Annotated in this window: 31 protein-coding genes; all 31 read right to left on the bottom strand. The window is 33.0% G+C overall.

What is annotated here, in order from left to right; translation table 11 throughout:
• Nucleotide 1: 1 nt before the first annotated feature.
• On the bottom strand, nt 2-184 hold the full coding sequence (locus tag O3884_RS01035; RefSeq protein ID WP_371451177.1) for a hypothetical protein: 183 nt from the start codon (nt 182-184) through the stop codon (nt 2-4).
• Nucleotides 177-4,244 carry a phage tail spike protein gene (locus tag O3884_RS01030; RefSeq protein ID WP_371451176.1) on the bottom strand — a complete coding sequence of 1,356 codons (4,068 nt, stop codon included), beginning with the start codon at nt 4,242-4,244 and terminating at the stop codon, nt 177-179. Before O3884_RS01030 ends, O3884_RS01035 begins: the two co-directional genes overlap by 8 nt.
• Complete coding sequence (locus O3884_RS01025) at nt 4,244-4,969, bottom strand: hypothetical protein (protein ID WP_371451175.1); 726 nt, start codon at nt 4,967-4,969, stop codon at nt 4,244-4,246. Before O3884_RS01025 ends, O3884_RS01030 begins: the two co-directional genes overlap by 1 nt.
• Complete coding sequence (locus O3884_RS01020; RefSeq protein WP_371451174.1) at nt 4,966-8,610, bottom strand: tape measure protein; 3,645 nt, start codon at nt 8,608-8,610, stop codon at nt 4,966-4,968. The genes O3884_RS01025 and O3884_RS01020 overlap by 4 nt, the downstream gene beginning before the upstream one ends.
• A 23-nt stretch (nt 8,611-8,633) precedes the next feature.
• Nucleotides 8,634-9,206, bottom strand: coding sequence for a Gp15 family bacteriophage protein (locus O3884_RS01015; RefSeq protein ID WP_371451173.1), 573 nt, complete (start codon nt 9,204-9,206; stop codon nt 8,634-8,636).
• Nucleotides 9,199-9,570, bottom strand: a complete 372-nt coding sequence (locus tag O3884_RS01010; RefSeq protein WP_371451172.1) for a hypothetical protein — start codon at nt 9,568-9,570, stop codon at nt 9,199-9,201. The genes O3884_RS01015 and O3884_RS01010 overlap by 8 nt, the downstream gene beginning before the upstream one ends.
• A 19-nt stretch (nt 9,571-9,589) precedes the next feature.
• A complete protein-coding gene (locus O3884_RS01005) occupies nt 9,590-10,045 on the bottom strand; it encodes a phage tail tube protein (RefSeq protein WP_371451171.1) in 456 nt (151 codons plus the stop codon).
• Nucleotides 10,038-10,451, bottom strand: coding sequence for a minor capsid protein (locus O3884_RS01000; RefSeq protein ID WP_371451170.1), 414 nt, complete (start codon nt 10,449-10,451; stop codon nt 10,038-10,040). Before O3884_RS01000 ends, O3884_RS01005 begins: the two co-directional genes overlap by 8 nt.
• Nucleotides 10,448-10,792 carry a minor capsid protein gene (locus tag O3884_RS00995; RefSeq protein WP_371451169.1) on the bottom strand — a complete coding sequence of 115 codons (345 nt, stop codon included), beginning with the start codon at nt 10,790-10,792 and terminating at the stop codon, nt 10,448-10,450. The genes O3884_RS01000 and O3884_RS00995 overlap by 4 nt, the downstream gene beginning before the upstream one ends.
• Entirely contained in the window at nt 10,793-11,131 is a 339-nt protein-coding gene (locus O3884_RS00990) for a putative minor capsid protein (RefSeq protein ID WP_371451168.1), read from the bottom strand.
• Nucleotides 11,121-11,516: a head-tail connector protein gene (locus O3884_RS00985; RefSeq protein WP_371451167.1), complete on the bottom strand. Its 396-nt coding sequence runs from the start codon at nt 11,514-11,516 to the stop codon at nt 11,121-11,123. The genes O3884_RS00990 and O3884_RS00985 overlap by 11 nt, the downstream gene beginning before the upstream one ends.
• Nucleotides 11,517-11,542: 26 nt before the next feature.
• Complete coding sequence (locus O3884_RS00980) at nt 11,543-11,761, bottom strand: hypothetical protein (protein ID WP_371451166.1); 219 nt, start codon at nt 11,759-11,761, stop codon at nt 11,543-11,545.
• Nucleotides 11,762-11,776: 15 nt separating this feature from the next.
• Complete coding sequence (locus O3884_RS00975) at nt 11,777-12,664, bottom strand: phage capsid protein (RefSeq protein ID WP_371451165.1); 888 nt, start codon at nt 12,662-12,664, stop codon at nt 11,777-11,779.
• Nucleotides 12,665-12,681: 17 nt separating this feature from the next.
• Nucleotides 12,682-13,251 carry a phage scaffolding protein gene (locus tag O3884_RS00970; protein ID WP_371451164.1) on the bottom strand — a complete coding sequence of 190 codons (570 nt, stop codon included), beginning with the start codon at nt 13,249-13,251 and terminating at the stop codon, nt 12,682-12,684.
• A gap of 238 nt (nt 13,252-13,489) precedes the next feature.
• A complete protein-coding gene (locus O3884_RS00965) occupies nt 13,490-13,693 on the bottom strand; it encodes a hypothetical protein (protein ID WP_371451163.1) in 204 nt (67 codons plus the stop codon).
• Nucleotides 13,694-13,701: 8 nt separating this feature from the next.
• Nucleotides 13,702-15,456, bottom strand: a complete 1,755-nt coding sequence (locus O3884_RS00960) for a phage minor capsid protein (RefSeq protein ID WP_371451162.1) — start codon at nt 15,454-15,456, stop codon at nt 13,702-13,704.
• On the bottom strand, nt 15,440-16,885 hold the full coding sequence (locus O3884_RS00955) for a phage portal protein (protein ID WP_371451161.1): 1,446 nt from the start codon (nt 16,883-16,885) through the stop codon (nt 15,440-15,442). Before O3884_RS00955 ends, O3884_RS00960 begins: the two co-directional genes overlap by 17 nt.
• 62 nt (nt 16,886-16,947) lie before the next feature.
• Nucleotides 16,948-18,252 (bottom strand): PBSX family phage terminase large subunit, encoded by a 1,305-nt coding sequence (locus O3884_RS00950; protein ID WP_371451160.1) that lies wholly within the window; start codon nt 18,250-18,252, stop codon nt 16,948-16,950.
• A complete protein-coding gene (locus O3884_RS00945; protein ID WP_371451159.1) occupies nt 18,245-18,670 on the bottom strand; it encodes a terminase small subunit in 426 nt (141 codons plus the stop codon). Before O3884_RS00945 ends, O3884_RS00950 begins: the two co-directional genes overlap by 8 nt.
• Nucleotides 18,671-18,897: 227 nt before the next feature.
• On the bottom strand, nt 18,898-19,371 hold the full coding sequence (locus O3884_RS00940) for a DUF1492 domain-containing protein (protein WP_371451158.1): 474 nt from the start codon (nt 19,369-19,371) through the stop codon (nt 18,898-18,900).
• Between the two features lie 134 nt (nt 19,372-19,505).
• Nucleotides 19,506-19,823 (bottom strand): hypothetical protein, encoded by a 318-nt coding sequence (locus O3884_RS00935; RefSeq protein WP_371451157.1) that lies wholly within the window; start codon nt 19,821-19,823, stop codon nt 19,506-19,508.
• Between the two features lie 13 nt (nt 19,824-19,836).
• Nucleotides 19,837-20,019 (bottom strand): hypothetical protein, encoded by a 183-nt coding sequence (locus tag O3884_RS00930; protein ID WP_371451156.1) that lies wholly within the window; start codon nt 20,017-20,019, stop codon nt 19,837-19,839.
• On the bottom strand, nt 20,019-20,249 hold the full coding sequence (locus O3884_RS00925; RefSeq protein ID WP_371451155.1) for a hypothetical protein: 231 nt from the start codon (nt 20,247-20,249) through the stop codon (nt 20,019-20,021). The genes O3884_RS00930 and O3884_RS00925 overlap by 1 nt, the downstream gene beginning before the upstream one ends.
• Complete coding sequence (locus tag O3884_RS00920; RefSeq protein ID WP_371451154.1) at nt 20,242-20,472, bottom strand: hypothetical protein; 231 nt, start codon at nt 20,470-20,472, stop codon at nt 20,242-20,244. The genes O3884_RS00925 and O3884_RS00920 overlap by 8 nt, the downstream gene beginning before the upstream one ends.
• The gene (locus tag O3884_RS00915; protein WP_371451153.1) at nt 20,462-20,674 is read right to left on the bottom strand and encodes a hypothetical protein; all 213 of its coding nucleotides are present in this window, start codon (nt 20,672-20,674) and stop codon (nt 20,462-20,464) included. The genes O3884_RS00920 and O3884_RS00915 overlap by 11 nt, the downstream gene beginning before the upstream one ends.
• Before the next feature lie 142 nt (nt 20,675-20,816).
• Nucleotides 20,817-21,038, bottom strand: coding sequence for a hypothetical protein (locus O3884_RS00910; RefSeq protein ID WP_371451152.1), 222 nt, complete (start codon nt 21,036-21,038; stop codon nt 20,817-20,819).
• A 10-nt stretch (nt 21,039-21,048) separates the two neighbouring features.
• A complete protein-coding gene (locus O3884_RS00905; protein ID WP_371451151.1) occupies nt 21,049-21,351 on the bottom strand; it encodes a hypothetical protein in 303 nt (100 codons plus the stop codon).
• A gap of 16 nt (nt 21,352-21,367) precedes the next feature.
• The gene (locus tag O3884_RS00900; RefSeq protein WP_371451150.1) at nt 21,368-21,577 is read right to left on the bottom strand and encodes a hypothetical protein; all 210 of its coding nucleotides are present in this window, start codon (nt 21,575-21,577) and stop codon (nt 21,368-21,370) included.
• A 2-nt stretch (nt 21,578-21,579) separates the two neighbouring features.
• Nucleotides 21,580-22,965 carry a DEAD/DEAH box helicase gene (locus O3884_RS00895; protein ID WP_371451149.1) on the bottom strand — a complete coding sequence of 462 codons (1,386 nt, stop codon included), beginning with the start codon at nt 22,963-22,965 and terminating at the stop codon, nt 21,580-21,582.
• Nucleotides 22,962-23,249: a PDDEXK family nuclease gene (locus O3884_RS00890; protein ID WP_371451148.1), complete on the bottom strand. Its 288-nt coding sequence runs from the start codon at nt 23,247-23,249 to the stop codon at nt 22,962-22,964. The genes O3884_RS00895 and O3884_RS00890 overlap by 4 nt, the downstream gene beginning before the upstream one ends.
• Before the next feature lie 369 nt (nt 23,250-23,618).
• Nucleotides 23,619-26,030 (bottom strand): virulence-associated E family protein, encoded by a 2,412-nt coding sequence (locus O3884_RS00885; protein WP_371451147.1) that lies wholly within the window; start codon nt 26,028-26,030, stop codon nt 23,619-23,621.
• Between the last annotated feature and the right edge of the window lie 13 nt (nt 26,031-26,043).

Here is a 26,043-nt window from a genome sequence, read left to right as displayed (position 1 = left end):
ATTATTCTACCTCCTCGTGTTTTGGTTCTTCTACTTTAGTTTCTTTTAATTCTTTAAGTTCTTTCTCTTTAGCTTCTAGCTCATTAGTTAAGTTATTGTAAGCTACTTTATAATGAGCTAATTGCATTGTTTTTTCACTTAATTCTTGTGCGATTAAGTCTATTGGTTGTAATTGATTATCCATTGATTAATTCCTCCAATTTGTTTTTTAATTTATTATTTTCTTCTGACAATTCTTGTACTGCTTTAATTAGATAAGGTATGGTGTCATAGTAACTAATTCTCAAATAATCGCTATACGATTGCTTAGAATCCATATCTTTAACAACAAGGCTTTCTTCTACTGATTGAACTTGTTGAGCTATTGCACCGATTTTTTCGAATTTATTATCTTTCTTCCAATTAAACTCAACCATTTCAATTTTATTAAGTAAATCTACTGCTTTAACTTTAGTTGGTTTAATATTAGTTTTAAATCTTTTATCAGATACTGAACTTTTTACTCTGTTAATTTGCGACCACCAAATAACAGTAGTTTTAGCTCCGTTACTATTCGCATCTCCTTGAATATCTTGACCGTGAGTATCAAGTCTGGCATTATACACATGTAATCCACCATAAAATGTAGCTGAATTTTTACAATTCATTCTACCTTGTCCATCAACCCACCATGCATTTGAACCTGCTCGATTCCAATTGTTCCCCCATGCTGCCCAAATTTGAGCACCGCGTGTTCCAATGTTGTGACCTGGGTTTAATCCACAGTTGAAGTTGTTAGAACCTGTAAGCCAAAAGTCTCCAGGTTGGTTCGGGTTCTTACCAATTCTGAATCCTCCTATATCTCCTGTATATGCTGAAAGCCAGTCAGTATCTAGTTGAGTAGCTGATATTTTAACAGTTTGTAAAGATTTGATAAAAGCATCTTGTGCCCAAAGCTTACTGATGAAAGCTTTGTGAGCAACAAACTCTTGAATCATTGCATCATCTACAAGTAAGTTATTAACCTTTACTGCCTTAGCAGCAATAATTTCTGAAGTGATACTGCCTGCCTTGTGGTGACCAGTTTCCAATGTTTCAGTTTTAATTTGTCGCCCTTCGATTGAACCATCGACTATTAGTTCTGCTGATTTCTTCTTGTAGAGTTCTAACCCCTTAATTGTCCAACTTGAAAAATCATTCCACGCTGATTGATGGATACCAAAAGCGTAATGTTTAACTTTTTTCCCAGCGGTCTTTTCAAATTTTAAGGTTGCTGTCCTTTCTTCACTCCATGCATAGCTATTAATTGGGAACATTTCAGTAAATCCCCAACTTTGACTGTTATCTGTATATGTAACATATATATGTATTCCTATTCTTTGCTTACCTCTTCCATTGCTAGAAAATTTTGCTTTGAAGTAAAATTCTGCTCCATCACTTAAATCTTCCTTGATATCATCGGTAATGAAAGTATCACGTTCACTACTTGTTATACTTTCTCGTTGGTTCACTCTTACTAGATTCTCATTAGATGGTGTGATTACTAATTTATCAGTTATAGCGTTAATACTCTCTGGACTAACAGAAAGCATACTTGCAAGATTTCTTCCATCGAACACTTGATTTGAACCAAAATCAATCTTATCAGCACCTACTCTTAGTTGTGAGTGCCTTACAGTATCGTTTAACGTGCTAGTAACTGTATTTAAAGTTTGATTAGCAGTTTGTTTCCATGTGTTTAATTCGTTGACATTTTGTTCTACATCTTCGGGTGCAGGTGTCCAGTCAGTGTAGATATTGCCCACTTCAATTTTGCATTTTTTTGTATGTGCTTTACAACTTCTCGCTCCATCTACTCTAATTTCTAGATTCCAATAGTTATTTTTAACCATTTCTGAATTTAATACTACTTCAAATTTAGCAACTCTATAATTATCTCCAGTTGATAACTCTCCTATATTTTGAAAAAAAGGTACCCCAGTAGCACTCCATTCAGTAACATCTCCTAATCCTTGAAATTTTGCGGTCATAGAATTGTTGTTAAATCTTACTACATTATCAATAGAGTACTCCATGCTAACTAGTAGTTTATCTCCTGCTTTTAAACCATCTGCTAACACTGTATGAAGTGGTATTCTAATATTTGAACCTATTCCCGATTCTACACTTATAAAATCTCCCCAGTCTTTAGTAGTTTTTAAAGCTCTATTTCTCCCACCTACACTAGTTGGAATACTATTTCTAACATTACTAATTTCACGACTAAAACTATTAGCTGTTTCTTGCACTTTGTTTTCAACTACAGAAGTAGTTGCATAACCTTTTTCGTTAACCCAACTTTCAATGCTACGTCTTGCAGCAGTCAGTTGGTTAGCTGTGTTATTTTGTGCCCAAATTTGCAAATTAGCTGTTCTTGCTCCATCTTGATTTTTGTAATTCTCTAACGCTGATAGTTGGTTGGTTATACCTCTGGCACTCTCTGTAAACTTGCTACTAAATTCTGTGTTCTTAACAAAGCCTTTATTATCAATTATTCTATTGATTTCAGTTCTTTCACGGCTTAGTTGACTAGCTGTATCACGTTGAACCCATTGTTTCAAGCTTTCAGTTCGTGTTCCATCTTGATTTTTGTATTCTTCTAAAGAACTAATCTTACTTGTTAAGCCGTTTACTCCTTTAGTAAACTCTGCCTTAACAGCGTTCAATCCATCTTCATTTTTCTTTTTAACGGCTGTAAATTCTCTTGTTATGCTATCTTGCAGTTCTGTAACCTTGCTTGTAGCACCGTTAACAAGTCCTCTAAGTTCTCTAACTGTTTCATTATTAGAAATATCTTGAATGTTGTTAACTCTATCAGTTAGTGCTTGAATTTGCTTTGTTGCTTCAACTCTATTTTTGCTTATCTCTAAGTTTGTAGCTTGGAATTGCCTGTTGTAGTTTTCTACAGTGGTTGATACTTGGTTTCTAAACTGATTGACTTTTTCGTCAAAAGCTTCACCCATTTTTCGGATTTTTTCTTCGCTAGATAACAAGGCTTTTTCATATCCACCTTTTACCTTATCTTCAATAACTTTAGATTTCTCATTAAAGTATCTGTCAAATGCTGCGTCCTGTTCGGCAACTAAAGCATTTATTCTAGCAATTACTGAATCGTTTTGTGCTTGTAGTGTTTCTATTTTAGCTGAAGTACTATCTGTGAAGCTACTTCTACCATCTCCCACTTCTATCTCGTGATTTTCTTCAAGGATAACATCCCAAATTACCTTAACTACTTTCGCATTTTCATTTAATATTCCCAACTCGCTGTAATAAACTTTTAATCTGTCGCATAAATCTATCTGTTCAAGTGCTGGGTTATCAAATACTCCCTCAACTTTTGATAAGTCCTGGTAGTTGATCTTTAAGTTAGTTTTTGGCACTCCTACATTATTATTTTTAATGTAACTTTTGGCTTTGCTTCTTAACTGCTCTACTGTTTTTAAATTTTCATCGCTTGAAAAATCAACTTTTAAAATTCTTCTGTGTGTGAATTTATTTAAGTGTGTGCTATCAAGTAGTATTTCTGGCAATGTTATTAATTGCTCCCTGTTGTTATCATCAGTATATTTTTTAAAAGGAAAAACTGAAGTATAAGTTTCAAGTATTGATTGCTCTTGTTCTAAGTCTAACAAGTTTTTACCATAAGCAATTATCGTTGGGTTATCAATTCCCATGCTTTTATGAAGTGTAATATTTAAGTTATCAAATTCATATTCTCCACCCCAAACATCAAGAATTGAACCTGCTTTACCTCCTAATGCGTCACGGGCGTTTTCAATGTTTTCAACTTTCCATGTAGTAGAATTTAACGTGCCAATATCAGATTGAACGAAGAACTCTTCACGACTATCTAACAAGTTATCTCGCCACGCTGTCAAAGCACCCATAGCACTAACGTTAGTAAGTGTAATATCTGGTCTGATGGCATTCATTGTAGTTTTAACTTGTGAAATATGTTGGCAGTAAATTTTAAATTCATTTTGTGTTTTTGTGATCTTTGAAATTACAAAACGTTGATTTTTAGTTCTGTAACCTGCGTCACTTTTTATATACATTCCCTCTTTGATTTTATCAACATCTTTTCCGTTGACTGGATAATCAAATTCAAGAATGTATATCCCGTTTTTTTCTCTACTAACATGGCATTTAGAAGCGTCAGATAAAACTGACACCCCCAAATGTTCAAAATTAGTTTCATTTGCTTTGTATAAAATAGGATAAGCCATTAAACTAGCGCCTCCCATCTTGGGGTTATTTCAACAACAAATGAGTTGTTATCCCATGAGATTCTGTTATCTCCTATTTCAAGGTGTGGAAATGGATATGTGAACACTTTATCGTACTGCGGTTCCTTGTTGTCCCAATGAGCGGACTGCGTTTCACAGTCGATTACAATGTGTCCACTAACTCCTTTCAACCTAAATATTTGAGAATTAATATTCAAATTAATATCTCCTGTTCCTCTTAATTTAATAAGTGGGTTGGCTCTTCTTCGTTCTGGGTTTCTTAGTATTTGACCGTTAGAAACTGTTATCTTATTAAGTCCTGTTTTCAAGTATTTAATAGGGTGTAATTTAAAATTTAAGATACATTTTTTCTTACTTGTTAATGTTCCCTCAATTTTAAATGTTTCATAAAAGTACGCTTTATAAAGATACTCACTATCCCAACTCAAGCCAAAATCATACCATTTTGGATTAATGTTAATTAGATAGTCATTTAATTTATTGATTATGTTTTGGACGTCAGCTTTTTCATCATAGATTTTAAACGGGAAAGTACGTTCAACTACTTTCAACCTTTTATTATCTTTGATTTTCGCACCGTTTACACCGTCTATTTCAACTAAATCTACAGTTTGAGAAGAAGATTCCAGTTCTATTTCATCTACTAATCTTAATCCTAATTCTTTTGTGTTTAGTTGGTTGTAAAGGATATATTTAGTTATCATAATCTGTCTTTCTCCTCCTTAATTAAGAATTTTATTTGTTCGTATAGTTTACGAACATCTTCTTCAGAATTTGTACTTAAATTCTCTATATGTAGCAACGCTCCAAAGTTGCTTGTTTTGTTGTTAGTAATGTTATTACTACTTCCACCTGCTGTTGCAAATGATGGACCACCTTTGAAACTTAACATGTTCTCAGGCACAAAGTTAGGTTTGAATTTGTCAATTGCACGTTGATAAACGTCGAACGCTTTATCTAATGCTGGCATGTTCTTAACCATACCAGTAGCAACCCCACTTGTTAAGTGGTGACCTGTTCTTTTTTGTGTAAGCCTTGATGGTGAGTGAATTTGAGCCTTAGCTCTCAACGCTCTGTCAACTTCGTTAATAATTGCATTTGCTGCAGCAGTAACCGCTCCTAAAGCTGAATACATACCTTGAGCAACCCCATTACTTACCTGTGCTCCCACATTGTAAGCAACTGGCACTATACTTTGACCTACGCTTTGAACAGTATTTTTGATACTTTCCATAGCTGAACGAACGTTACCCTCGTTACTTCTTAACCCATCAGCAATATTTCTTCCTGCTTCTTCACCTGCTCTACGTCCCTCTTGTGCCATTTGTGAGGCTGTTTGTTGGAGTGTAGATATAAATTGTTGGCATGTACTTTGAATAGATCCTAAGGCACTATTCATAGCTGAAGAAATGGCACCAGCTAACCCGTTCATCGCTCCACTAATGCTTGCAACCATACCAGATACTGTCGCTCCAACTGATGAAATCGAAGTACCAATTTGATTAATCTGACCTGCTACGCTAGTGGCTGTACTTCCAACTTGTGATAATGCACTAGTTAAGCCACTAACTACACCAGTTAATGCTCCAATTGAAGCTGAAGTTGTACCAAAACTTACTGCTAGTGACGAAAGCACAATACCAAATGCGCTAATCGATACAGTAACAGAACTTACTGCTGTTCCTATGCTTGTTATTTGACTATTGAAAGCACTGATTGAACCACTGGCAGTCATAAGTCCAGCTAGTGAAGTAGTAATGTTAGTACTGAATAATTGAACGGCTGTTGAAGTTGTAATCAAGATAGGTGGTAAGGCATTTAATGAAGTAGTTAAGCTTGTTATTAATGTTGGTAAGGCAGTAAATGCTCCTTGAACAGAAGTTGCTGCTTGACCTAACATTGATAATCCACTTGCCATTGTTTGCATACCAGCTCCAGCCGTTGTCATTTCTCCAGCGTGAGCCGTTATTGCACCTACTCCAGTTGCCGTTGCTGTTAATGTAGCAACTAAATCTCCTAAGCTTAAATCAACAAGAGTTTTAACACCCTCAGCAAATAATCTGAATCCGTTACCTGCTTTTTCTGCTGATTCACCAATACTTTGAATCACGTTTGCCACTCCATCAAGTACTGTTCTTATTGAGTTACCTATTGAATCAATAACTTCTTTAATTCCATCACATACAGTTTTAACTGCGTTACCGAATTTTTCAAAAGCTGTTCCAACACCCTCTAATACTGATTTTATTGAATTACCTACTGATTCAATCACGGAACCTACACCCTCAAGAGTTGATTTAATAGCATTACCAACAGAATCAATAATACTTGCAACACCTTGTAAGGCTGATTGAATAGCAGTTCCAACCGAAGTAATTACAGTACCAACTCCCTCAAGAGCCAGTCTTACACCATTTCCAAAACCAGTAAAGGCTGAACCTAACCCCTCAAGCACCGACTTAATGGCAGTACCTACAGATTGAATTACAAATCCAATTCCCTCAAATACTAACCTAATTCCATTACCAACACTTTGAATTGTTGTACCTACTGACTGGATAACCGTTCCTATTCCCTCGAATACCGACTTGATAGCAAGTCCCACCGATTGAATGGCATTACCTAATCCAACAAGAATTTGTGAAATTCCAGTACCTAATGCAAGAATTACTTGAGATACTGCACTTCCTAATGCTTGAAAGACCTTAGCAACTCCATCTCCTTGAGTTCCTAAAAGTGCAAGTCCAGCGCATACCAGAAGAATAGCAGCACCTAATGCAAGCCACGTTGGTGGTGGCACTAGAGCAATTGCACTTGCTAGACCTCTAAAAGCAATTGATAATCCAGTTCCAATACCTTGCGCAGCAGTTGAAATTCCAGTACCTAAAGCAGTAAGAACGGACGGAACACCGCTCAATGCTGTTTTAATTCCAGAACCTATTCCTTTAGCTGCAGTACTTACTCCTCTACCTGCTGATTCTAGCAATTTGCCAAAACCACCAAATATTTTAGACAATGTTCCTTTAGATCCACTCGCTTTTTTTGTGACTTCATCTAAGGATTCAGTAGCGTTTTTCTTGAATAGCTTAAATGGATTAAGACTTTTAATTAAGTCAAGACCTCTCATTGCTAATTTTATTGCTTTGAGAGAGCCTACAATAGCTAACAATGAGTAAGCAATGGCACTAATTACACTTGGAGGAAGTGAAGCTATTAATTTAGCAAAACCACTTACTACCTTAGCAACTACATTGACAATCAATCCTAGAGCATGTGCAAAGGTGCTAATTGCTCCGCTATTTGATAGAGAGTTAACAAGGTTTGTAACTGCATTTTGAACATTTTTAAAAGCACTTATCACTGCACTTATTGCTCCACTATCATTTAATCCTTTCCAAAGTTCTCTAGCGACTGTTACTACATTCTTAATTGAAGTTCCTATCCCGTTAATAATCTCTTCAATATCAATGCTTTCTAGAAAGCTTCCTAACTTATCAGCAAAGCTTCCAAAGTCAATTTTCTCTAAAGCATCTGATATCCCTGTGATAGCTCTTATTCCAAATTTGTTAAACTTCTCAAATGCTGGCTGTAGTTTATTAGCTAAACTTTCTTTAGCCCCATCTATTGCTTGATCAATAGTTTTAAACTCAGTTGCCATTTTAGAAAATTCAGCATTATTCCCAACCTTTTTAATTGCGTTGAAGAAATCTTCTGTTTTAACTGTGCCATCTTGAACACCTTTAACCAGCTCTTCAAGAGACATCCCCATTTCCTTGGCAATTGCAGCCATACCTGCAGGAGTTTGTTCAAGCATAAGCTTAAAATCTTGCCACGCCACTTTTGGCTTTGCAGCCATTTGAGTTGCTTGTTGAGATAGTGTCTTCATGGCTTGCTTAGGATTTTCTGCCGCTGCTGCTAAACCACCAAAACCAGTTACAAGTTTATCAGTTTCTTTTATTCCCACTGCAGCTAACTGCGAATAGGTTTGAGCCATATCTGATGCGCTATATATAGTCTTGGTGGCATAATCTTGTAAGACCGATTTAGCTTGTGCTATCTCTTCTGAAGTCTTACCAATCATTGACATGTTGCCTTCGAAAGTTTTCCACGCTTTAGCTGAGCCGTTTAATTCAGTCACCATTCCTCGTATTCCGTTAGAAATACTACTGATTCCTGCACTTATTCCAGCACTTACTAAATTAGCTCCTAACACACTTTTAAAGACAGATCCTGCTTTATTCCCAGCACTTTCCAGGCCATTCAAAGCACTTTTTAATCGTCCGATACCTGATGTGGCGCCTTTCTCATTTAAGTCAACATCTATTTTAACTTTACCTTCTGCCATATATTAACCTCCTTTCTTTTAAACTAATCATTGATAGGAAGTTCATACTGACGTTGTAGTTTTCGCATGTGCTCCTTATATTCAGAACTATCATGTTTTGACGGTTTGTAAGACCTAATCTTTACAACTTCCATAAATTTAGTATTATCTGGAAGTCCATTTAATAAGGCGTTAAACTTTCTCCAATGCAACTTACCTTGCATTTCAATTAAATCAATATTGTATGCTTGTAAAAAAGAAGCAAAAATATAGTCTGAATCGTATTTCAAACTATATAATTGCTCCTGTTCTTCTTCTGTTTCCTTAACTGGCATAGGGTTGCCAGCTAAATCATATTCTACTGAATTAAATTCTTCATTCTTGATATGCTCTTTTATTACCTCGTCTAAAAATAAAACTACGTCCTCTATTGAGTATTTCTCAAATGATTCACCCGTTAACATTAATAAGGCAAAGTGTGGTTTCTGATAATCTTCAAGATCACTAGAATTAAGCATATCAAACAACCTAATTACATTATCAAAGCTAAGATTAAGCTTATAAACTTCTCTACCAACGATTAATTCATCTTCTAATTTATAAGCTAAATTAAGCATGATTAATATCTAGATACTTGATAAAATTATCGGCTGTGAATGAATTTTCCATTTCATCAGCAATACCTTTAATCGTTTGAACTGCTGCTAAAAATGTAGGAATACATGATCTACCGCATGCATCATAAACACGGTTAAAAGTATCTTCATCAAATAATTTCACCCACAAATCTTTCGCTAAATCTTTAACAATTTTTAAATCGGAAGGAGTTCCACTCAGATTTGATAATTTTTCTTGTAACTTTTTAGCATAATCTTTTAATTCTACTAACTTCTCTACATTTTCATCACTTACCACAAATCTAAGTTCAAATTCTCCAAAATCAACTGGAATTACATTTTCAAATTTCTTAATTACTACCATGCTTATATATCCTCCTAAATTATGCTACCGCAGTTTGTTTCGGTAATGTTGTCCATTTAATCGTACATTCAAAGTTTTCAAAGTCACTTGCGTCACCGTCTCCAGCTTTAATCTTAGATACGATTGCTACTGCTTCCCACGCTGTCTTACCGTCTGAAGAAACAACCTTGAACCACACTTTTCTTTCATCACCAACTTTATATTTAAGGTCAGCAATTAGTTTTTGTGCGTCATCTTCTACATCGAAGTTCCCCTCAAATGAAAAACCAGCTTTAACTGATTTTACAGTTTCTTCTGGTGTACCGTCTCCATCGTACCATGCTACATCGTCAGTATCTTCGTCTGTTTCATCGTTAACAGTTTTAATGTATTTTGCTAACAGTTTATACTGTTCTTTTGTTGGTGCTGTTGTAGCGTTTGCCTTATCAAAAGGTGCTACAAAATGTTTTCTCAATGCGTTCTTTTGTCTAGCCATTTATTAAATCTCCTTCAATTTCTAATTTTGCGACTATACGTAAAGTATAGATAAAATAATCTTGTTCATCACGTCCATTTATGGCTGGCTTACCAACTTCAAGATCTAAAAATTGGTAAGTACCATTTTTACTAGGTAATTTCAAAAATAATTCAGATAAAGCAGCATGAACAGTCCACATTATAGTATTAGCTTTTTGATTATCCGTGCTTTTTACAGCTATTTCAAACGGCAAGCTAATCTCCCGTGTTTTATCCATAAATAATTGCTCCACTCTACCTCCAGGAATTAAATTAATCACTAAATCATCCGATTCTATAAAGTAATCTAATCTAGCTTTTAAAGGTAATTCTAAGGAGTTAACAAAATCACAAAGTACGTCTTGAAAATCAATATTATTAATCATCTGATCCCTAATCCTTTCTTAGCTACTTCTTCCCATTTCTTCATGTTGCTATTTGAAGCTTTTTCGGTCCATTTACTACCAGTTCCAGGAGTTGTATATTTTCTGAATGTGACAATACCATTAGTCCCATAGAAATGTGCTCTAGCATATACTGTATTCCATGCTACTGAACCATTACTAGCGTGTCCACTAGCTCGTAAATAACCCTTACCATCACTAGGGATATACTTTTCACTATCCATCAACACTTGATTAGCTACAGCATTTCTTGCTAACATAACATTCCCAGGTCCGAATTTCTTTTCTAACGGCGTTAAATCATACTGTACTTTTATCGACATCTAAATCACCGTTAATTCATAAGAGAATACTTTATTTCCTAAATAATTAGTTTCAAAACTAATTACCTTATATTCTCCATGCTTATCTCTGATGTTAGCTTGTAACCAACTATCATCAACAACAACATTATTAAATTTGGGATAAATAAATAAGGTTCCCGATCTGTTCCTTGTGATATTTGTTAAGTTTTGCGTGTTTGTAGACTTATCTAAAGAACTTCTATCAAACCGCACAAATTTTATTTCAAACGGTTCTTTATAAGTGATCTTCCCCCATTTGTCTTTTTCACCTGCTAAACTCACTTCTACAGTATCAGTTAAAAAACGCTTATTTATCATAATAAACCCCTCTATAACCGAACCCAACGCTTTTTAGTAAGTTTATAGTGTCTAATGCTAAATTGTATTTACTAGCTTCAACCTTAGCTGGACTACTTCCACTACCTCCATAATTAATAGTAGTTCTTCCAATACTCAAACTACCTAATGAATGCTTATCTTCAGCAGTAAGTATTCCAGTTTCATTCAAGTAGCGAATTTGATTAGCAATAGCAAGCTTTACTGCACGCTTTCTAGGTGGGAAATCATCTTCTAAGTTGTTATTTTGATAAAAGTAGTTAGTGTATAAATCTACTGCCATTTCAGCTCTTTGCCTTAAATCTGAAAAATCATCTACTTCTGCAAAACCTAGTTCTTTATAATCTTCTAAAGTAATGTAATTCATTTTTAACCTCCAAAAAAGAGGCCGAATTATTCAACCTCTTTAGCTTTTTTGTCTTCTACTACTGGTGGAGTTTCTTCTTTAACTTCCTCTTTTACTTCTTCTGGAATAATAGTTAAGGCTCCCTCACCTAATGATTTTAAAATTTCTTCAGCACGTTTTTCTGAAATATCCAGTTCTGTGCCTTTCTTCACTAGTTCATATGTATCTTTATCTGTGAAATCTCTATTTACTAAGTATTTAACCATCGTTATTTCCTCCTATTATGCTAATGGTGCAGCGCTTGTAACTTTGATAATTGCTTTTTTGTTATCATCAAGAACGAATGTTCCACCTTTAGCAGCAGCTTGAAGTTTAACACCGTCAAAATCTTCAGCTTCTACTGTTCTGGCAGTTTCAATTCCAATGAATGGAATTACAATTCCATCTGGTGAGAAGATTGCAACAACATTATTTTCAAAATATTGTTCAGGCACTACAATTAATTCAATGTTTTTATATTTTACTAATCCGTTAGTATCAATATTTATATTTGAACCTTTTGATTTGTTAGTTGAAGCCATATCAATAATAGCGTTATAAACTTGCGCTCTGATATAACATTTGATAGGTGCGTTAATTTCAGTATTAACTGCATAAACATTAACTTCGTTAAATAGTTTTTGAATGTTAGTTTCATCAAGTTTAGCTAGTTGTTTAGTTTCTCCAGCATTTGCTGATAAGAATTTTCCAATTTTCTTGTTCATTTCTCTAGTTTGAGCTTCTGAGTGTAATCTTAAACGGTCTGCTACTGCTGCGTTTAAATCATTGTTAACTGTGTAACGGTCGATTCCCTCATGAATTGCTAGTGAGTAATCATAGTTTACTTCTGTGTCTGTATAGATTACTTCTTTTAATTCTCCAAAACGGCTTCCTGTTCCTGTTCCTGCTCCGAATACTTTTGTTGAATCAGCATTGTATGTTCCAACTACTACTGGTGTAGCGTTAGTTTTAACCATGAAAGCCTTAGTGTTATGTTGAACACCATCTAATGTTTGAATTGGAGCTAAGGCTCCTGCGAATGCTTTTTGCACGCCGAAAATTGTAGATAACACCTTAGTATATTGCGGTGTATATACTCTTACTGGCAAATTATTGTTATTTGTTGTCATATTTTAAAATTCCTTTCTTATTGTGTATATTGATCTAAAATCGCTTGGAACGGGTCAACTCCTGCTGTTCCGTTCCCATTCGGATTACCTCCAACTGTAATCTGAGGTGTAGTTGGTTGTTGTTCTTGTTCGAATAAGAAAGGTTTGCTTTCTTTTAACGAATTAACCACCTCATCAAGTTTAGGTTTCCCATCTTCTCCTAACTCAACCTTATCAACATCGATAAGCTTCATTAGAACATCGCTATCATGAGCCTTAACATCTTTTAGTGCCAAAGCAATAGCATTTGTTTTATTTATTTGTGCCAACTTATTATCACTATCTACCTTGAACTGATTGTATTCTTCTTGTAATTTCTCTAAAGCCTGTTTAACCTCTGAATTAGCATCATTACTTTTAGTTAAATCTTCAAGTTTAGTTTTTTGTGATTCAAGTTGTGCTTTTAATGTGTCATTCTCTGCAGTTAGTTCTAACTTCACTTGATGTCTTGCTTTCTCCAACCCTGCACCGTACGCTTGCATAATTTTATCGATTGCATCCTTATCAGTTACTCCTGCTTCGACTAACATATCTCGTTTTAAGCTCATAATTTAAGCTCCTTTCGTTTTACGTCCAGTAGACTCTATTTATTTAGCACTGTGACACCGTGCAAGGCATAATAAAAAGACCTTTTAACGTCATGTCTAGGACGAAAATGGAAAAATCAACCAAATTTTCCATTTTGAATTGTATTTTTATATTGAAAATGGAAAGTAAGCGATTTAATTCCATTTTGGCATAATAAAAACACCTAGTAAAATTTACTAAGTGTTTATCATTTTATTTTTATCTAGGAAGTTCAAATCCAGGTGAATTTATTAGTTTTTCAAACATATCTTTTGCTTTTCTTGCCATCAACGGAGCATCCTTTTTGAATTCACAAACTAACTTTCCATCCTTTATTTTATCAACAATATAAGGTTCAAAAATATCAGATAGATAAACGAATTTTTCAAAATCATTCATTTCATGATAGCTATCGTTAAACATAATCAACATCACCTTTCAAAATAATCTTTAACAAATTTTTCTGCGAAAACTTCTTCGGGATTATTATATCTATTTTTAAATGCATAGATACTAATCTCTTCACTAATATTATAACCTTTTTCAACTAAGTTTACAACTAAATCGTGGCTTTCTTTTCTATTTAATCGCAGTATATCACCGTAACTTTTATTAGGATTATTCTTTATTGCGTTTTGGTGTTGATACCAGTGTCCTAATTCATGAACAAGACTGCTGCTTGCTTTATTTGAATAAGCATACATACTTGTTCCGTTTATCTGTTGCTCTTTAATAATCTTGTTATTTTCGGCTAAATCAGCCCTTACAAATAAAGTATTGTCTTTTCTATTATAACTTGCTATAACATACTCTTTACTTTCATTTTTACCAACAATTATAATACTCGGACGTTCTAAACCTTGGATAGATACGTGTAAATTATCCAATACTCTATTAATCTGATTATCATAGTATCTAATAGATTGTTTCTTATTTTTAACTTCTTTAGAGATAAATAATTTATTATATTCACTACCTATTACTTTATTAGTTTTAATATCAACTGTCTGTTCTGTTAATTGTCGTTTAAATTCGGTGCTTTCTTTATTATATCTTATAGGTGTATTTCTTCTATTCTGAATATCTCCTAAAACGGTAGGATTTTTTTCTATAAGACTTTTTCTTCCAGTTTTGAATGTTTTTTCTTTAAGTTTAAGCTTAGCTTGTAGTTCTTTATCTCCTAATTCTTTAGCCAGTATTTGCTTATCTTTGTTAATTCTAATCTCACGATCAAAAGCTTTTAATCTTGCTTTATCAAGAGCGTTTTGTTTTGCTTCATCTTCAGTTAGATTTTGCAAATATTCTGGCAGTTGAGGCTTATAATTCACCCCCACTACAAATGGCGTTAAGTAATGGCCACAGTTGATTCCTAAACAACCTCCTGGGCTTCCATATCCATAATCTGGTAAACTCAGCACTCTTTCACCATTAATTGTCCTTGCAACTCCTTTAGTTACTATTTGATGCTGCAATGGTGCGCATAACTCTCTAGCACTAGATTTGGCGCTGTAATAATAAGTATCTATTCCTAAATCATCTGCAGGCCTTTCTCTCATTTCTCGATAAGTTCTGAAAGTTGTAGTTCTGATTACAGTTTTTGCATACCGCTCAACCGTCCACATTCTTCCTCCCCTATCTCTAAAAGCTGTAAATCCTCGCTCATACATTTTTAAAACCGCTTCTGATAATGCTTTTTCATGAGACTTAGTTCCAGAGACTACTCCAGCTACTGCACTTTCTAAAGTCTGCTTGTAATTCTTTTGTAATGCTTTTGGCATTGTAGTATTGATTAGGTTGTTAACTTCAAACATTGTCTGCTTAGCTAATGAATTTAAGCTATCTTGAACTAACGGATTAGGAGTTGCATCTGATTTTAGAGCTTGAGCCAATTGTTGGTGGCTATCTTGATATATTTTAAAGCCTTCATTAGCAATTACATCTCTAAATACTTCCTCTGCAACCCCACTATATTTAGAAATCAATTTAACATTTTCTTCTGTAATCAAATGCATGTCATTTAACTTCTCTAACTGCCAAACATAAGGATTATCGATTAAATCAACCGTTCCTCGTTGCTTAAGTCTTCTGACTATGTTCTTCATCATTTCCATGGATAATTCATGGAATAAACCTTCTACTTCCTTTGACTTTAACCAATAATTACCATCATTATTCTTTATCTCCATAAATTACTTCATCCGTTTCATCTAGGTTAGGTTGTACTTCTTCATTAATCTCATTTAACATCTTACTAGCTTCTTCATCAGTCACACCAAATACTTTAGAAATCGCATATTGCTTACTAACAATTCCACTTGCTAATGCTTTAACCCAATAATCAAGTTCTGCATTTCTATCAGTAAATACTCCATCATCAAGGTTAACTGAAATATCTTCAAGTTTAGGTATTTCACCGCTATATATTCCATGTGCCTTACCTAACTCACAAATAGATACTACAAGCTCTTTAATTGAATGTTCTACTAGCGACACAATACTGTTTCTTAACTGGAATGTATCTGAGTTTTCACTAACAACTTCTGTTGCTGTCTTCATCGTTTTACCATCAAAACTAAACATTCCACCACTAACACCTACTTGCATTTCAAACATCGCTAATCCTTTGTTAATTGCTTTAATATAATCATCAGCTCTAATAGGTGTAGTTAAATCAACGATTTTATTATCATCTAGTCCACCACCTATTTGAACAAATACATTTTGATCAGTTTCAAATCTTCGTTTTGTTACGAACTTGTTATCTTTACCAGCTTGGAAAGTCATGTTTGTTAAACCATCTGGAACAGCTACTCTTCTTTGTCCCATTTTGATTTCCCACATAAACTCATCATAAGTCCTGTTAATGAAATCAATTGTTGTTTTAGCATTGTCAAATATTGATAATCCTAGAGGACTGTTAATATCTTTATTGTTCATTCCTGGTGTTTTTAAGTAAGTAAATAACGGTCTACTTAATCCTTTAATCACAATGTTTTCTTCGAGATTCTCATATAATTCACTTAACAACGTTTGACTACCTATTGTTTCTGAATTAGTAGATTTATACAATTCATTAGTTATCGTTAAGTCTTCATTATTCCATTCGTGGAACTCAATTAAGGTGTAATAAGTATTAGTTTTACCTTGACTTTTAACTGATTTAGTAATAATTGCTGCACTGCTAACATCTTGCATATTACTTTGAAGCGGTAAAAATACTGGTGCTTGAATGAATGCTATCTTAATAGTCTTGCCATCAAAATAAGGCCTCATTGCCATTCCACCTAACGCTAAACAACTCTCAAGATATCGTTCAAAATTCTTGTTAAATCTGTCATTTAAAAGAATATCGTTAACAAACTCATTAATTGTTTCATTATCAACTGTGATCTCTGCCTGTTCATTATAAACTAAACCTGCTATCTTTTTACAAGCTGTTCTTGCTAATGGTAAGTGATTAAACTTCCTTGTGCGCTGTTCTCCATCCGTATTAAGGTAGGTAACATCGCTAAACTTACTCTGGAAGTATGTTAAATTGTTCTTTATTCGGTTGTATTCTTCAGAAGATACAACTATCTTCGGATGGTCTAATATGCTTGTTAAACTACCTTGCATGGTGTACTTGCTCCTTTTAAAAAAATTCTTAATAATTTGTATAAGCCCCATTCTTGTTACTCCTATACTTTTAATCCTAATAATTTTGCATTATCCAAAACAAAATACTTAAATTCGTCAACCGTGTGGTCATCTTCTTTAATTACTTTCGGCTCAGGTGTCTTGATTGTTTTTTCGTCATACCTGTACATTTTATGCTCTTCAATGAAAATCTTATTATTTTCGTTATCTAAATAAAAAAATCTTCCTTGCGCTAATAAACTTGCAACCATATCAATCATGGTTTGATTTTTTCTTTTTGCTACTGGATTCCATCTAATCCCAAAATCTTTAAAGTACTGATTCCTTAACGCTCCCTCTGCACTATCTATTGTTAATCTAATAGTTGGCACATTATACAGTTCTTGCACGCTAGAAATAAAATCATTAATCATAATAGTTAAATCACTAGGTGCAGCTTTAACAGCTCTTCCTGCAGGAGAATAATAAAACGTATCTAATAGAATTACATTTCCTTTAGCTGTAATACCATAAGCACCGCAAGCAGTCGCACTTTGTTGGTGTCCAGTATCTAATGCATATGATATTCCCATGATTTTATCATTAATAGGTAATTCATGTAATGCGTGAAAGCAAGCCATGTTATAAACATTATTTCCTATTCCCACTGGTTTACCTAAATAAATATAAAGATAATAATCATAGTCATTCTCTTTTATCCTGTTAATATCTGCTAACATTTGATCAGTTACAAACCCTAATTCATCGTTTAAATAACTTGATTCATGCACCAAATAATTTTCAACTGTTTTCATCTCTTCACTCCACTCATTAATCCATGCATAAGGATTTCTAGGTGGATTATAGCTCCAGAAGAATTGCACAAAAGGTATTAATCTGTGTTTCTGCCTCATGAATGTGATGTTTGTTTGGTCGAATTCCTCCTTGCTGTCAAACTCGGCAGCCTCCTCATACCACACAGCAATTATGTTATTAATATCATTTGATTTTAACTTTTGAAAGTCATCTGCACCATAGAAATAAAAGCTTGATCCAGTTCCTTTATGTGTAATTTTAAACGGAGATACTGTACTTTTGAATGAATCTGTTAATCCATACATGTTTATAGCCCAGTTAATTTTATTAAAGACACTATCTCTGATTGTGTTAGCAACTTTTCGGATAACAACCACATTAGCTTTTTCACCTTTAGCAATCATTTTCGACATATCTTTTACTAATTTTAATGCTATTACAGAAGATTTAAAGCTGTTCCTACCACCTTTTAACACATTGTAAGGTACTTTTGAAAGCCAAACATCTTTAAAATGTGGATTCACATTCTTTTGAACATCAAACTTACTCATCTTCCCACCTGTCAACAATTATGATACTTTCAGAAGCGGTTGCGCTTTTCTCTTCTCTTGCTTGATGAATTTTATTTAGGATATCTGCAGCTTTAATTCTGTCTTTTGCACTAACATCAATATAGGTTGTCTCCTGGAAACCTTGACCCCGTCCGATAAGTATTTCTTCTGTTTGTTCGCCTCTCATTACTGAGGTTAAATATTGAATAACCTCTTGCTGCGTTGCTGTCTTCTTAGATTCAATCTCTTTCATCCGTTCATCGATGTAAGATTTTATTCCTACATTTTCCAACAATTTATGACTTTGAGATTTTGCATAATTTACGCTGTATCCTACTTTAATTGCTGATTGCATCGCATTTCCGCTTAAGATGTACTCATCAGCAAATTCTTTTTGTTTAGTTGTTAATCTTGCCAATTTTCCACCTCCAATCAGGCAAAATAAAAAGACAGTCGTTAAACTGTCTAGGAAGCTTTTATGATAGGTGATTTTAGGTAGAGATTTAATACTATGAAAAAAATAAAAAGTTTGCTGTTCACGTCTGCTTATAAAAAATCTAACTAATAACTATCTCTATGAGTCCTCTACCTAAAATCATATAATACTATTATAGCACTTACCTACTTACTTTTGTTTATCTCCTTTTACTTTGTTTTATCTTTTTTTACTTTTTGAAAAAACTTGTCAATTTTAACAGCTTTTAACGCTTCAGAATGTTTTCTATTTCTCGTATTAGCTTCAATTTTTAATAAATGATCAATCTCCAACCATTCCTTGCAATCAAAATATCTATATTGTAATAATAATCTATATTGCAAATCTTCAACGTTTTTAATACAGTCGAATATTTCTCTTTCTGTCTTAACAAGCTCTACAGTATTATCAACAATTTCACGTTCTAAATTATCGATCTCATAAATTAAATTATCCCAACTATATTTGTTGCCACCTTTGATTTGCTCTTTTGCATAATCGATAGGTTTAATATTATGTTTTAACATGGCTCGTCTATCTTTAATCTTTTCTTCGTTAGAAGCTATTAAATGCTTAATATACCATAATTTTGATAAAAATTTCTTTTTCTGATTTGTTTGTCTTTCTTGTCTATTTAACACCATTACTTCCTCCAGTTAATATATCTCTTCAAAGCAACTACCATAAACACCATTACAGATACTAGTGAAATACTAAAAAATATACCTATGATGTAAAGTAGAATGTCGATTATAAACATTGATTTTAATTCCATGTCTTACCTCCCCATCATTCCTTTTAAAAACACTATATCCGGAGTATTAATATTTCTGAATATTAAAATCCCTATTCCAATGATAATTAATGTTATTACTACTATTCCCATCGATTTAAGATTTTTTCTTGAAATTATTTCCTCTTGCCCAAAAATAACCCCCAACATAAAACCTATCATTACAATAAAAAATAATATCTCTAATATAGTATTACAAGTATCATATATAACATACTGTTTTTTTAACCCCTCATATATTTCTGGTGCTTTATCTATACTTAAATTTAATTTTTCTACTACGTTTTTCATTAATTCATCCATACTCTTTTACCTCTTACTTAATTCCATTCTCGCTCTTAAATAGATCCACTTCTTTCTCGATACTTTTAAGAAGCACGGTTTCTTCTTCAATATCTGTTTTATTCTTCACATCTGATCTTTTAACATATTCTTGTAATGCATGTTTTATAATTTGTGCATCTTTATATTTTAATTCTAAATATATTCTGTTAGTCATTAGCAAAGCACCTCAATATATAAATATGCCACATGTTTAACTCTATCTTCTCCAGTCTTCCAACAATTATCACGCTTATATCTTGGTTCATGTTTAATACGTTCTTTTTCTAGAATTTTAATATCTTTGATATATTCATTAGTCGCTAAATTAGTTTCAATATATTTATTAATTTCATAATCTAATCCATAACCATCTCTATCAGTTATTTCTACTACTTTATTAATCATTTTCAATCACTCCTAACTCATTTAATTCTTTAATCATTTCATCTCTGATTTCTTTTAGAATATTCACAATTTTTTGTTTATACTTTTCATTAAAAGATATAAAGTAATCGTCAATACTTATTCTTACACGATTAAAAGGATGTTCAAGTTGTCTTAATTTTAAATCAATTTCTCTAATTTCATTTAATAACCCATTAGCTTTTTCTAATTCTTTATAGTTCATCAGTTTTCACCTCTTCATAAGTAAAATATTCAATCTCATTTGTATTAATTACTTCACGTCCTCCTAAATTTTGAAAGTGACTTTCACTTCTAGCAAAGCACGTATCAAATAACCAATCTAACTCAACATCACTAATTATTAAATTTAGTACTCTACCGCTTTTAAACATTACCATTAAATTATAATTTACAATTTCATCCATTATTTATCCTCCTATAATTTAACTCTTCCACATTTCTTGCACTCTTCCAAACAATGCATGCCTATTTCTTTATAAACGTATTCGTGTATGCAAAATGTTTCTTTCAAAAACTGTTTTATGAATAAGTATATATCTCCTACCATTACCCATAAATCTCCTTCAACTGCTTAAATTCTTGCAACTCTCTTATTCTTTCCTTTTGCTCCTGTATTGTTTGATACTGTCTTATATTTTCAGTACTCAATTTTTCCATGTTTTCACTTGAAATATATACTCCTACCATCAATCCTATTGTGAACATCGCTATTAAAATTGATAATGTGATTAGTATAATTTCAATGTTATTCCAGATTTTTTCTTTCATTTTTAAGCTCCTACACATCTAAATTCACCATTCTCATAGAATCTTTAAAAACATGATTTATATATTTTTTCAAAGATTTTTCAAATTCTAATAGAAAATCTCCATAGTGAAAAGTTACAGCTGTAAAAATTGTTAAACCATAAACTTTATTCACTATTTTCATGCCAAATTTACGATCAACATCATCACACAGTATTCTTAATTCATGAAAATATCCGTTACTTATTATCAATTTTTTCTCAGTCTCTTCTTCTACTTTGTCGTATCCATAAGTTGCTGCTATATGCTTTAATCTTTCATATTTCTCTTTCATATTTCTCTTTCATCTCTTATCCTCCAATTCCGTTCATTTCCGCTACTTTTTTAGTTAATTCTGCTTGTTCATCATAAAGTTTCAACAATTTTTGTTCTAATTTAATTTTTTCCATTTTCAATTCTTTATTTTCTTTTTCAAGCTTTGGATTAACAATCATTGATATTATCAAACCTATCAATATTCCTATAAAGATTAATAATATACTTTCTGGTTCTTTTAACATTTCTACTTACCTTCTTTAACTTTTCTAATTCTAGCTTTTAAGCTTTGTAAGATTTCTTCTTGCACATCCGCTTTACTATCTAACGCTCTCATTACATCTTCATCTCTTGTATCTTGCGTTACTAAGTGATGAATTATTACCTTTTCTTTTTGGCCTTGTCGGTGCAATCGCTTGTTGGCCTGTTGATAATGTTCTAAATTCCATGTCAAACCGAACCAACAAACATGATTTCCACCTTCTTGCAAATTAAGACCATAAGCAGCACTTGCTGGATGTGTTAATAGAATATCTATTTTTCTTGCGTTCCAATCATCTTCATCTTGTGTAGTTTTTAATTCTCTAACTACTAAATTACTTTTTTCTAAAGCTTTCTTAATTCTTTCTTTGTCGTGTTGAAAGTTGTAAAATACCAAAAGACTTCGCCCTTGTAAACTTTCTACTAACTCAAGAAATGAATCTATTTTTGCATTATGCACTTCTGTGTAAATTCCTGAATTATCATATACTGCACCATTACTTATTTGTAATAATTTATTTGATAATGCTGCTGCATTTACCGCTGTTATATCCTCTTCTGCTTCTTCTAGCTCCAGGACAAAATCACGTTCCATTTTGTCATAGTCTTTTCTTGCTTTATCATTTAAAACTACAGGTATTTCATTGTAAGATAAATCGGGAAGTTCTAAATAATCCTCCGATTTCATGCTTATACAAATATCTGATATTTTATTTATGATATGATCATAAACTCCTTCTTTTACTTTATAATCAAAAATTTGACTTCTATTTCTCTTATTAGGTTCCATATATCTATTTCTAAAATGTGTGATATATTTCTCTAATCTTTCACCTTGATCAAGTAAATATATTTGGGCCCACAAGTCCTCCACACCATTGGGACTCGGAGTTCCTGTTAACTCAATCAACCTATTAATCTTAGGAAGCACCATTTTCAAAGCTTTAAATCTCTTACTTTGACTATTTTTAAAACTACTACTTTCATCAATTACAACCGTGTCAAAATACCAATCATTTCTAAGATAATCAACTAACCACGGAATGTTTTCTCGATTGATAATATATAAATCTGCATTTACACTTAAAGCTTTAATTCTCTTTTGCTGACTACCTAATACTAGACTTACTCTAAAATCTTTTGTATGATTCCATTTATCTTTTTCCTTCGACCATGTTCCCTCGGCCACTTTCTTCGGTGCAATAATCAACACTTTATTAATTTGAAATCTATTGTATTTTAATTCCTTAATTGCTGTTAATGTTGATACTGTCTTACCTAATCCCATATCAAGAAATAATCCACACTTCGGAACATTGATTACATGATTAATTGCTGTTAATTGATATTTATGTGGAATAAACTCTCTCACGAAATCAACTCCTCTACTAACTTATCTACCTCTTCTTTATTTTTCACCTTGTAAACTTTTTGGCCTAATTTATTAAAATCTCTCCCCACTAATTTTTGCCTTGCTGAATATCGGCCACCAACAGGCCTTTTTAATTCTACAAAAGCCACAGGTTTATTTTTTAAAATAATAATCCTATCAGGCACACCTGAATATCCAGGAGACTCAAATTTTAAACACAGGCCCTTTTCATCTTTAATTTTTTTTACTAAATATTTTTCAATTTGCTTTTCTGATATTTCCATTTGTCAAAATCATCTCTCAATTTTCAATTTTTAAATTTGTAACTTGTAACTTTATTTTTCCTATATAGTATATAAAACATAGATTTTATAGATATTATAGATTTATATAATCCTATATATTCTATAATTCCTTTATTTTTATAATATATATAGGTTTTAAAGTTACAAATTAATATATAAAATACTTACTATAGTTATTATATCGACGTTTATAAGGTGTAACTTTAGGTGTAACTTTCTACTTTTAAAGTTACATTAGGTTGGTTAAACCCCTGATATAATAAGGTTTTACTTTTTTTCAAAGTTACACCTAAAGTTACACTTTGATTTTTGATTTGTAACTTTCTAATCCCAAAGTTACATTCAAAGTTACAATCTTTTAAATCCTTTTTGAGGGCCGTAATTTCCAAAACGTGTTGTTTTTTCATCCTTAACCCACCCAACAATATTACTAATTATTTGATTTATTTCTTTTGCATCTGTTCTCTTCATAAATCGTAAATCACCTTTTAAGCACTCCTCATATACTTCAACAGCACACACTTTTTGCCTAAATACCATCTGATCTCCTTTATCAAAATCACCAGATAAAATATTTAATCTTGAACTTTTATCAAGTGAATACCAGTTTTCAGTAATAGGTTTATCAAGGTAATCACGAATTAAACCTTCTTTTGCATTAGATTCTTTATGGTGTTCCCGTGCAATATTGGCCAACTCTTCGGCCTCCTTACTAAGTTGCAAGCTTTCACCCATTAGAAATAATGCGTAAGCCTCGGCCCACACCTGGTCAACATCTTTTGGTAAATCATCCCAAACGCTTTTTTTAATCTCACCTATACAAATATCAATTGGCCAAAAACGTCTATTTCCAGTTGGATCTTTTAAAAATTCATCATCATTTGAAGTTCCATAGAAAACACATCTTCTAGGATATTTGCTTGTACGTCTTCCATAAGCTTCCCTGTATATATCTTCTCTTTTACTCAAGAATTGCTTGATTGCATTCGTATCATGCCTATTCATAGCAGTAAGTTCTCCTACTTCTACAATCCAGCTTCCCTGGATAAGTTCAGAAGCTTCTTTACCTTCAAAAGTTTGTAAGCTATCGTTAAACCATTCTTTACCTAATATTGAAAAGAAAGTACTCTTACCAACTCCTTGTGGCCCAGCTAAAATTGTCATTACATCAAATTTAACTCCACCAATTATGGCCCTGGCCACCGCAGCTACTAAACTTTTTCGAATAGCTTCTCTAGAAAATACATTATCAGCTGCACCAAAATAATCAATAAGTAGATTATCTATCCGAGGTACTCCGTCCCACTGTAATGATGTTAGATAACGTTCAACATAATTTATTCTATTGCCGTCACTCACTATTAATAAAGCTTTATCTTGCTTATCCTGGCCCGTTATTTTATAGACTGTTTCAAGATACCTAGAAAAGGAAGCATCGTCCACTTCAGACCAATCTCTATGATCTTTATTTGGGTCATAATGTTTATCCCAGGGAAGCTGGCCAAAAACTAATCCTCTATTGCTAAAAATATCAATCGCAATTTTATCTTTTAAGTTCGGATCATTCTCCAGTATTAAAACTATATTATTAATAGTTTTTTGGATTTTACCTTCTTCACTTCTTTCAAGTTGTGAAAGCCAGTTTAATTCATCTTCAGCTTGAGTATTTTCTTCATCGTTACTTACAATTTTAAAAACATCTTTAGCGTTGGCCACCATTTCACTATTCATCAAAGCTGCTACATTAGCATCTTCAAGAGCTAGTTTTTTCATGGCTGTGTAAGATGGATATTTGCTTACAGGTGTTCCGTCTTTCACATTCTCATCAAGGTTGCTAAATTTGTGTATTCTTATTAAGTCAAAAGCATTAACAAGTTGGCCACAACATGGATCAGTTGCGTGATGTGAATATAAGAATTTATTATCATATAGCACCGCTCCACCAGAAGTACTACCACCTGTGAAAGTATATCTATCAGGAGTGGCCGTTGCTTCATACAAAGCAGGGATAAAAGTTTGGATGGCCGTTGTGATATCATAAACTTTACAAAATGAACCAACTAATCCATTTTTAGTTAATGGATCTTGTTGTCGGGCCAAAAGTTGTTTTTGTTTAGTGTCTTGACCTGGGACGTGTGGCCACGTAGAAATGTCAGTCCAATCAGCATACATATTAAGTACTCCAAGGCGGCTACAAAATTGACCAGGATAAAACTGGAATATGTACTCACTATCAACTGAACATGATGGATAATACATAAATCTGTTAACTTCAAAAGTAGTTGGATCACAATTTTCAATCCCTAATAAACTACCTAATTTTCTAGCAATAGGTTCATACTCATCTGGAGTACAGCTTTCATCAAGAGGAATAAGCACCCTAAGTCTAGGTGTATAATTGCTGTGTTTTCTCGTAGAATAAACAACAGAAGTACACCCAAGCGAACCAACTCTCTTTAAAATATCGTCAGTCATATTAGGTTGAATATTATCTAAATCCAAACAGACAACATCACGACTGATTATGTTTGTTGCTTTTCTTCGGCCATCTAAAAGCTTAGCACCAGTGAAGCCCCCAACATCTTTTAAATTATCTTGATCCGATTTTTTCATCTTGAGAAATTCATCATATTTCTCTTGTGTTCTAACTGGAGATTTTAAAGTTTCTACAAAGTCAAGCCAACTAATATCTGTATTTTGCCAAATAGTTGCTTTTCTGTGATTTGCTTTAGCAATTCCTAATAATCTATTTGCTTGCACTTTTTAACCTCCT

Source organism: Gemella sp. 20925_1_85 (assembly GCF_041433735.1).
Lineage (GTDB): Bacteria > Bacillota > Bacilli > Staphylococcales > Gemellaceae > Gemella.
Note: the sequence above shows the minus strand (reverse complement) of the source record. Positions and strands in the feature narration are given on the sequence as shown.

What these genes read in the sequence shown, in the direction of transcription:
- O3884_RS01035 (WP_371451177.1), bottom strand. Translation starts at nt 184, where the DNA reads ATGGATAATCAATTACAACCAATAGACTTAATCGCACAAGAATTAAGT.
- O3884_RS01030 (WP_371451176.1), bottom strand. Translation starts at nt 4,244, where the DNA reads ATGGCTTATCCTATTTTATACAAAGCAAATGAAACTAATTTTGAACAT.
- O3884_RS01025 (WP_371451175.1), bottom strand. Translation starts at nt 4,969, where the DNA reads ATGATAACTAAATATATCCTTTACAACCAACTAAACACAAAAGAATTA.
- O3884_RS01020 (WP_371451174.1), bottom strand. Translation starts at nt 8,610, where the DNA reads ATGGCAGAAGGTAAAGTTAAAATAGATGTTGACTTAAATGAGAAAGGC.
- O3884_RS01015 (WP_371451173.1), bottom strand. Translation starts at nt 9,206, where the DNA reads ATGCTTAATTTAGCTTATAAATTAGAAGATGAATTAATCGTTGGTAGA.
- O3884_RS01010 (WP_371451172.1), bottom strand. Translation starts at nt 9,570, where the DNA reads ATGGTAGTAATTAAGAAATTTGAAAATGTAATTCCAGTTGATTTTGGA.
- O3884_RS01005 (WP_371451171.1), bottom strand. Translation starts at nt 10,045, where the DNA reads ATGGCTAGACAAAAGAACGCATTGAGAAAACATTTTGTAGCACCTTTT.
- O3884_RS01000 (WP_371451170.1), bottom strand. Translation starts at nt 10,451, where the DNA reads ATGATTAATAATATTGATTTTCAAGACGTACTTTGTGATTTTGTTAAC.
- O3884_RS00995 (WP_371451169.1), bottom strand. Translation starts at nt 10,792, where the DNA reads ATGTCGATAAAAGTACAGTATGATTTAACGCCGTTAGAAAAGAAATTC.
- O3884_RS00990 (WP_371451168.1), bottom strand. Translation starts at nt 11,131, where the DNA reads ATGATAAATAAGCGTTTTTTAACTGATACTGTAGAAGTGAGTTTAGCA.
- O3884_RS00985 (WP_371451167.1), bottom strand. Translation starts at nt 11,516, where the DNA reads ATGAATTACATTACTTTAGAAGATTATAAAGAACTAGGTTTTGCAGAA.
- O3884_RS00980 (WP_371451166.1), bottom strand. Translation starts at nt 11,761, where the DNA reads ATGGTTAAATACTTAGTAAATAGAGATTTCACAGATAAAGATACATAT.
- O3884_RS00975 (WP_371451165.1), bottom strand. Translation starts at nt 12,664, where the DNA reads ATGACAACAAATAACAATAATTTGCCAGTAAGAGTATATACACCGCAA.
- O3884_RS00970 (WP_371451164.1), bottom strand. Translation starts at nt 13,251, where the DNA reads ATGAGCTTAAAACGAGATATGTTAGTCGAAGCAGGAGTAACTGATAAG.
- O3884_RS00965 (WP_371451163.1), bottom strand. Translation starts at nt 13,693, where the DNA reads ATGTTTAACGATAGCTATCATGAAATGAATGATTTTGAAAAATTCGTT.
- O3884_RS00960 (WP_371451162.1), bottom strand. Translation starts at nt 15,456, where the DNA reads ATGGAGATAAAGAATAATGATGGTAATTATTGGTTAAAGTCAAAGGAA.
- O3884_RS00955 (WP_371451161.1), bottom strand. Translation starts at nt 16,885, where the DNA reads ATGCAAGGTAGTTTAACAAGCATATTAGACCATCCGAAGATAGTTGTA.
- O3884_RS00950 (WP_371451160.1), bottom strand. Translation starts at nt 18,252, where the DNA reads ATGAGTAAGTTTGATGTTCAAAAGAATGTGAATCCACATTTTAAAGAT.
- O3884_RS00940 (WP_371451158.1), bottom strand. Translation starts at nt 19,371, where the DNA reads ATGGTGTTAAATAGACAAGAAAGACAAACAAATCAGAAAAAGAAATTT.
- O3884_RS00935 (WP_371451157.1), bottom strand. Translation starts at nt 19,823, where the DNA reads ATGGATGAATTAATGAAAAACGTAGTAGAAAAATTAAATTTAAGTATA.
- O3884_RS00930 (WP_371451156.1), bottom strand. Translation starts at nt 20,019, where the DNA reads ATGACTAACAGAATATATTTAGAATTAAAATATAAAGATGCACAAATT.
- O3884_RS00925 (WP_371451155.1), bottom strand. Translation starts at nt 20,249, where the DNA reads ATGATTAATAAAGTAGTAGAAATAACTGATAGAGATGGTTATGGATTA.
- O3884_RS00920 (WP_371451154.1), bottom strand. Translation starts at nt 20,472, where the DNA reads ATGAACTATAAAGAATTAGAAAAAGCTAATGGGTTATTAAATGAAATT.
- O3884_RS00915 (WP_371451153.1), bottom strand. Translation starts at nt 20,674, where the DNA reads ATGGATGAAATTGTAAATTATAATTTAATGGTAATGTTTAAAAGCGGT.
- O3884_RS00910 (WP_371451152.1), bottom strand. Translation starts at nt 21,038, where the DNA reads ATGAAAGAAAAAATCTGGAATAACATTGAAATTATACTAATCACATTA.
- O3884_RS00905 (WP_371451151.1), bottom strand. Translation starts at nt 21,351, where the DNA reads ATGAAAGAGAAATATGAAAGATTAAAGCATATAGCAGCAACTTATGGA.
- O3884_RS00900 (WP_371451150.1), bottom strand. Translation starts at nt 21,577, where the DNA reads ATGTTAAAAGAACCAGAAAGTATATTATTAATCTTTATAGGAATATTG.
- O3884_RS00890 (WP_371451148.1), bottom strand. Translation starts at nt 23,249, where the DNA reads ATGGAAATATCAGAAAAGCAAATTGAAAAATATTTAGTAAAAAAAATT.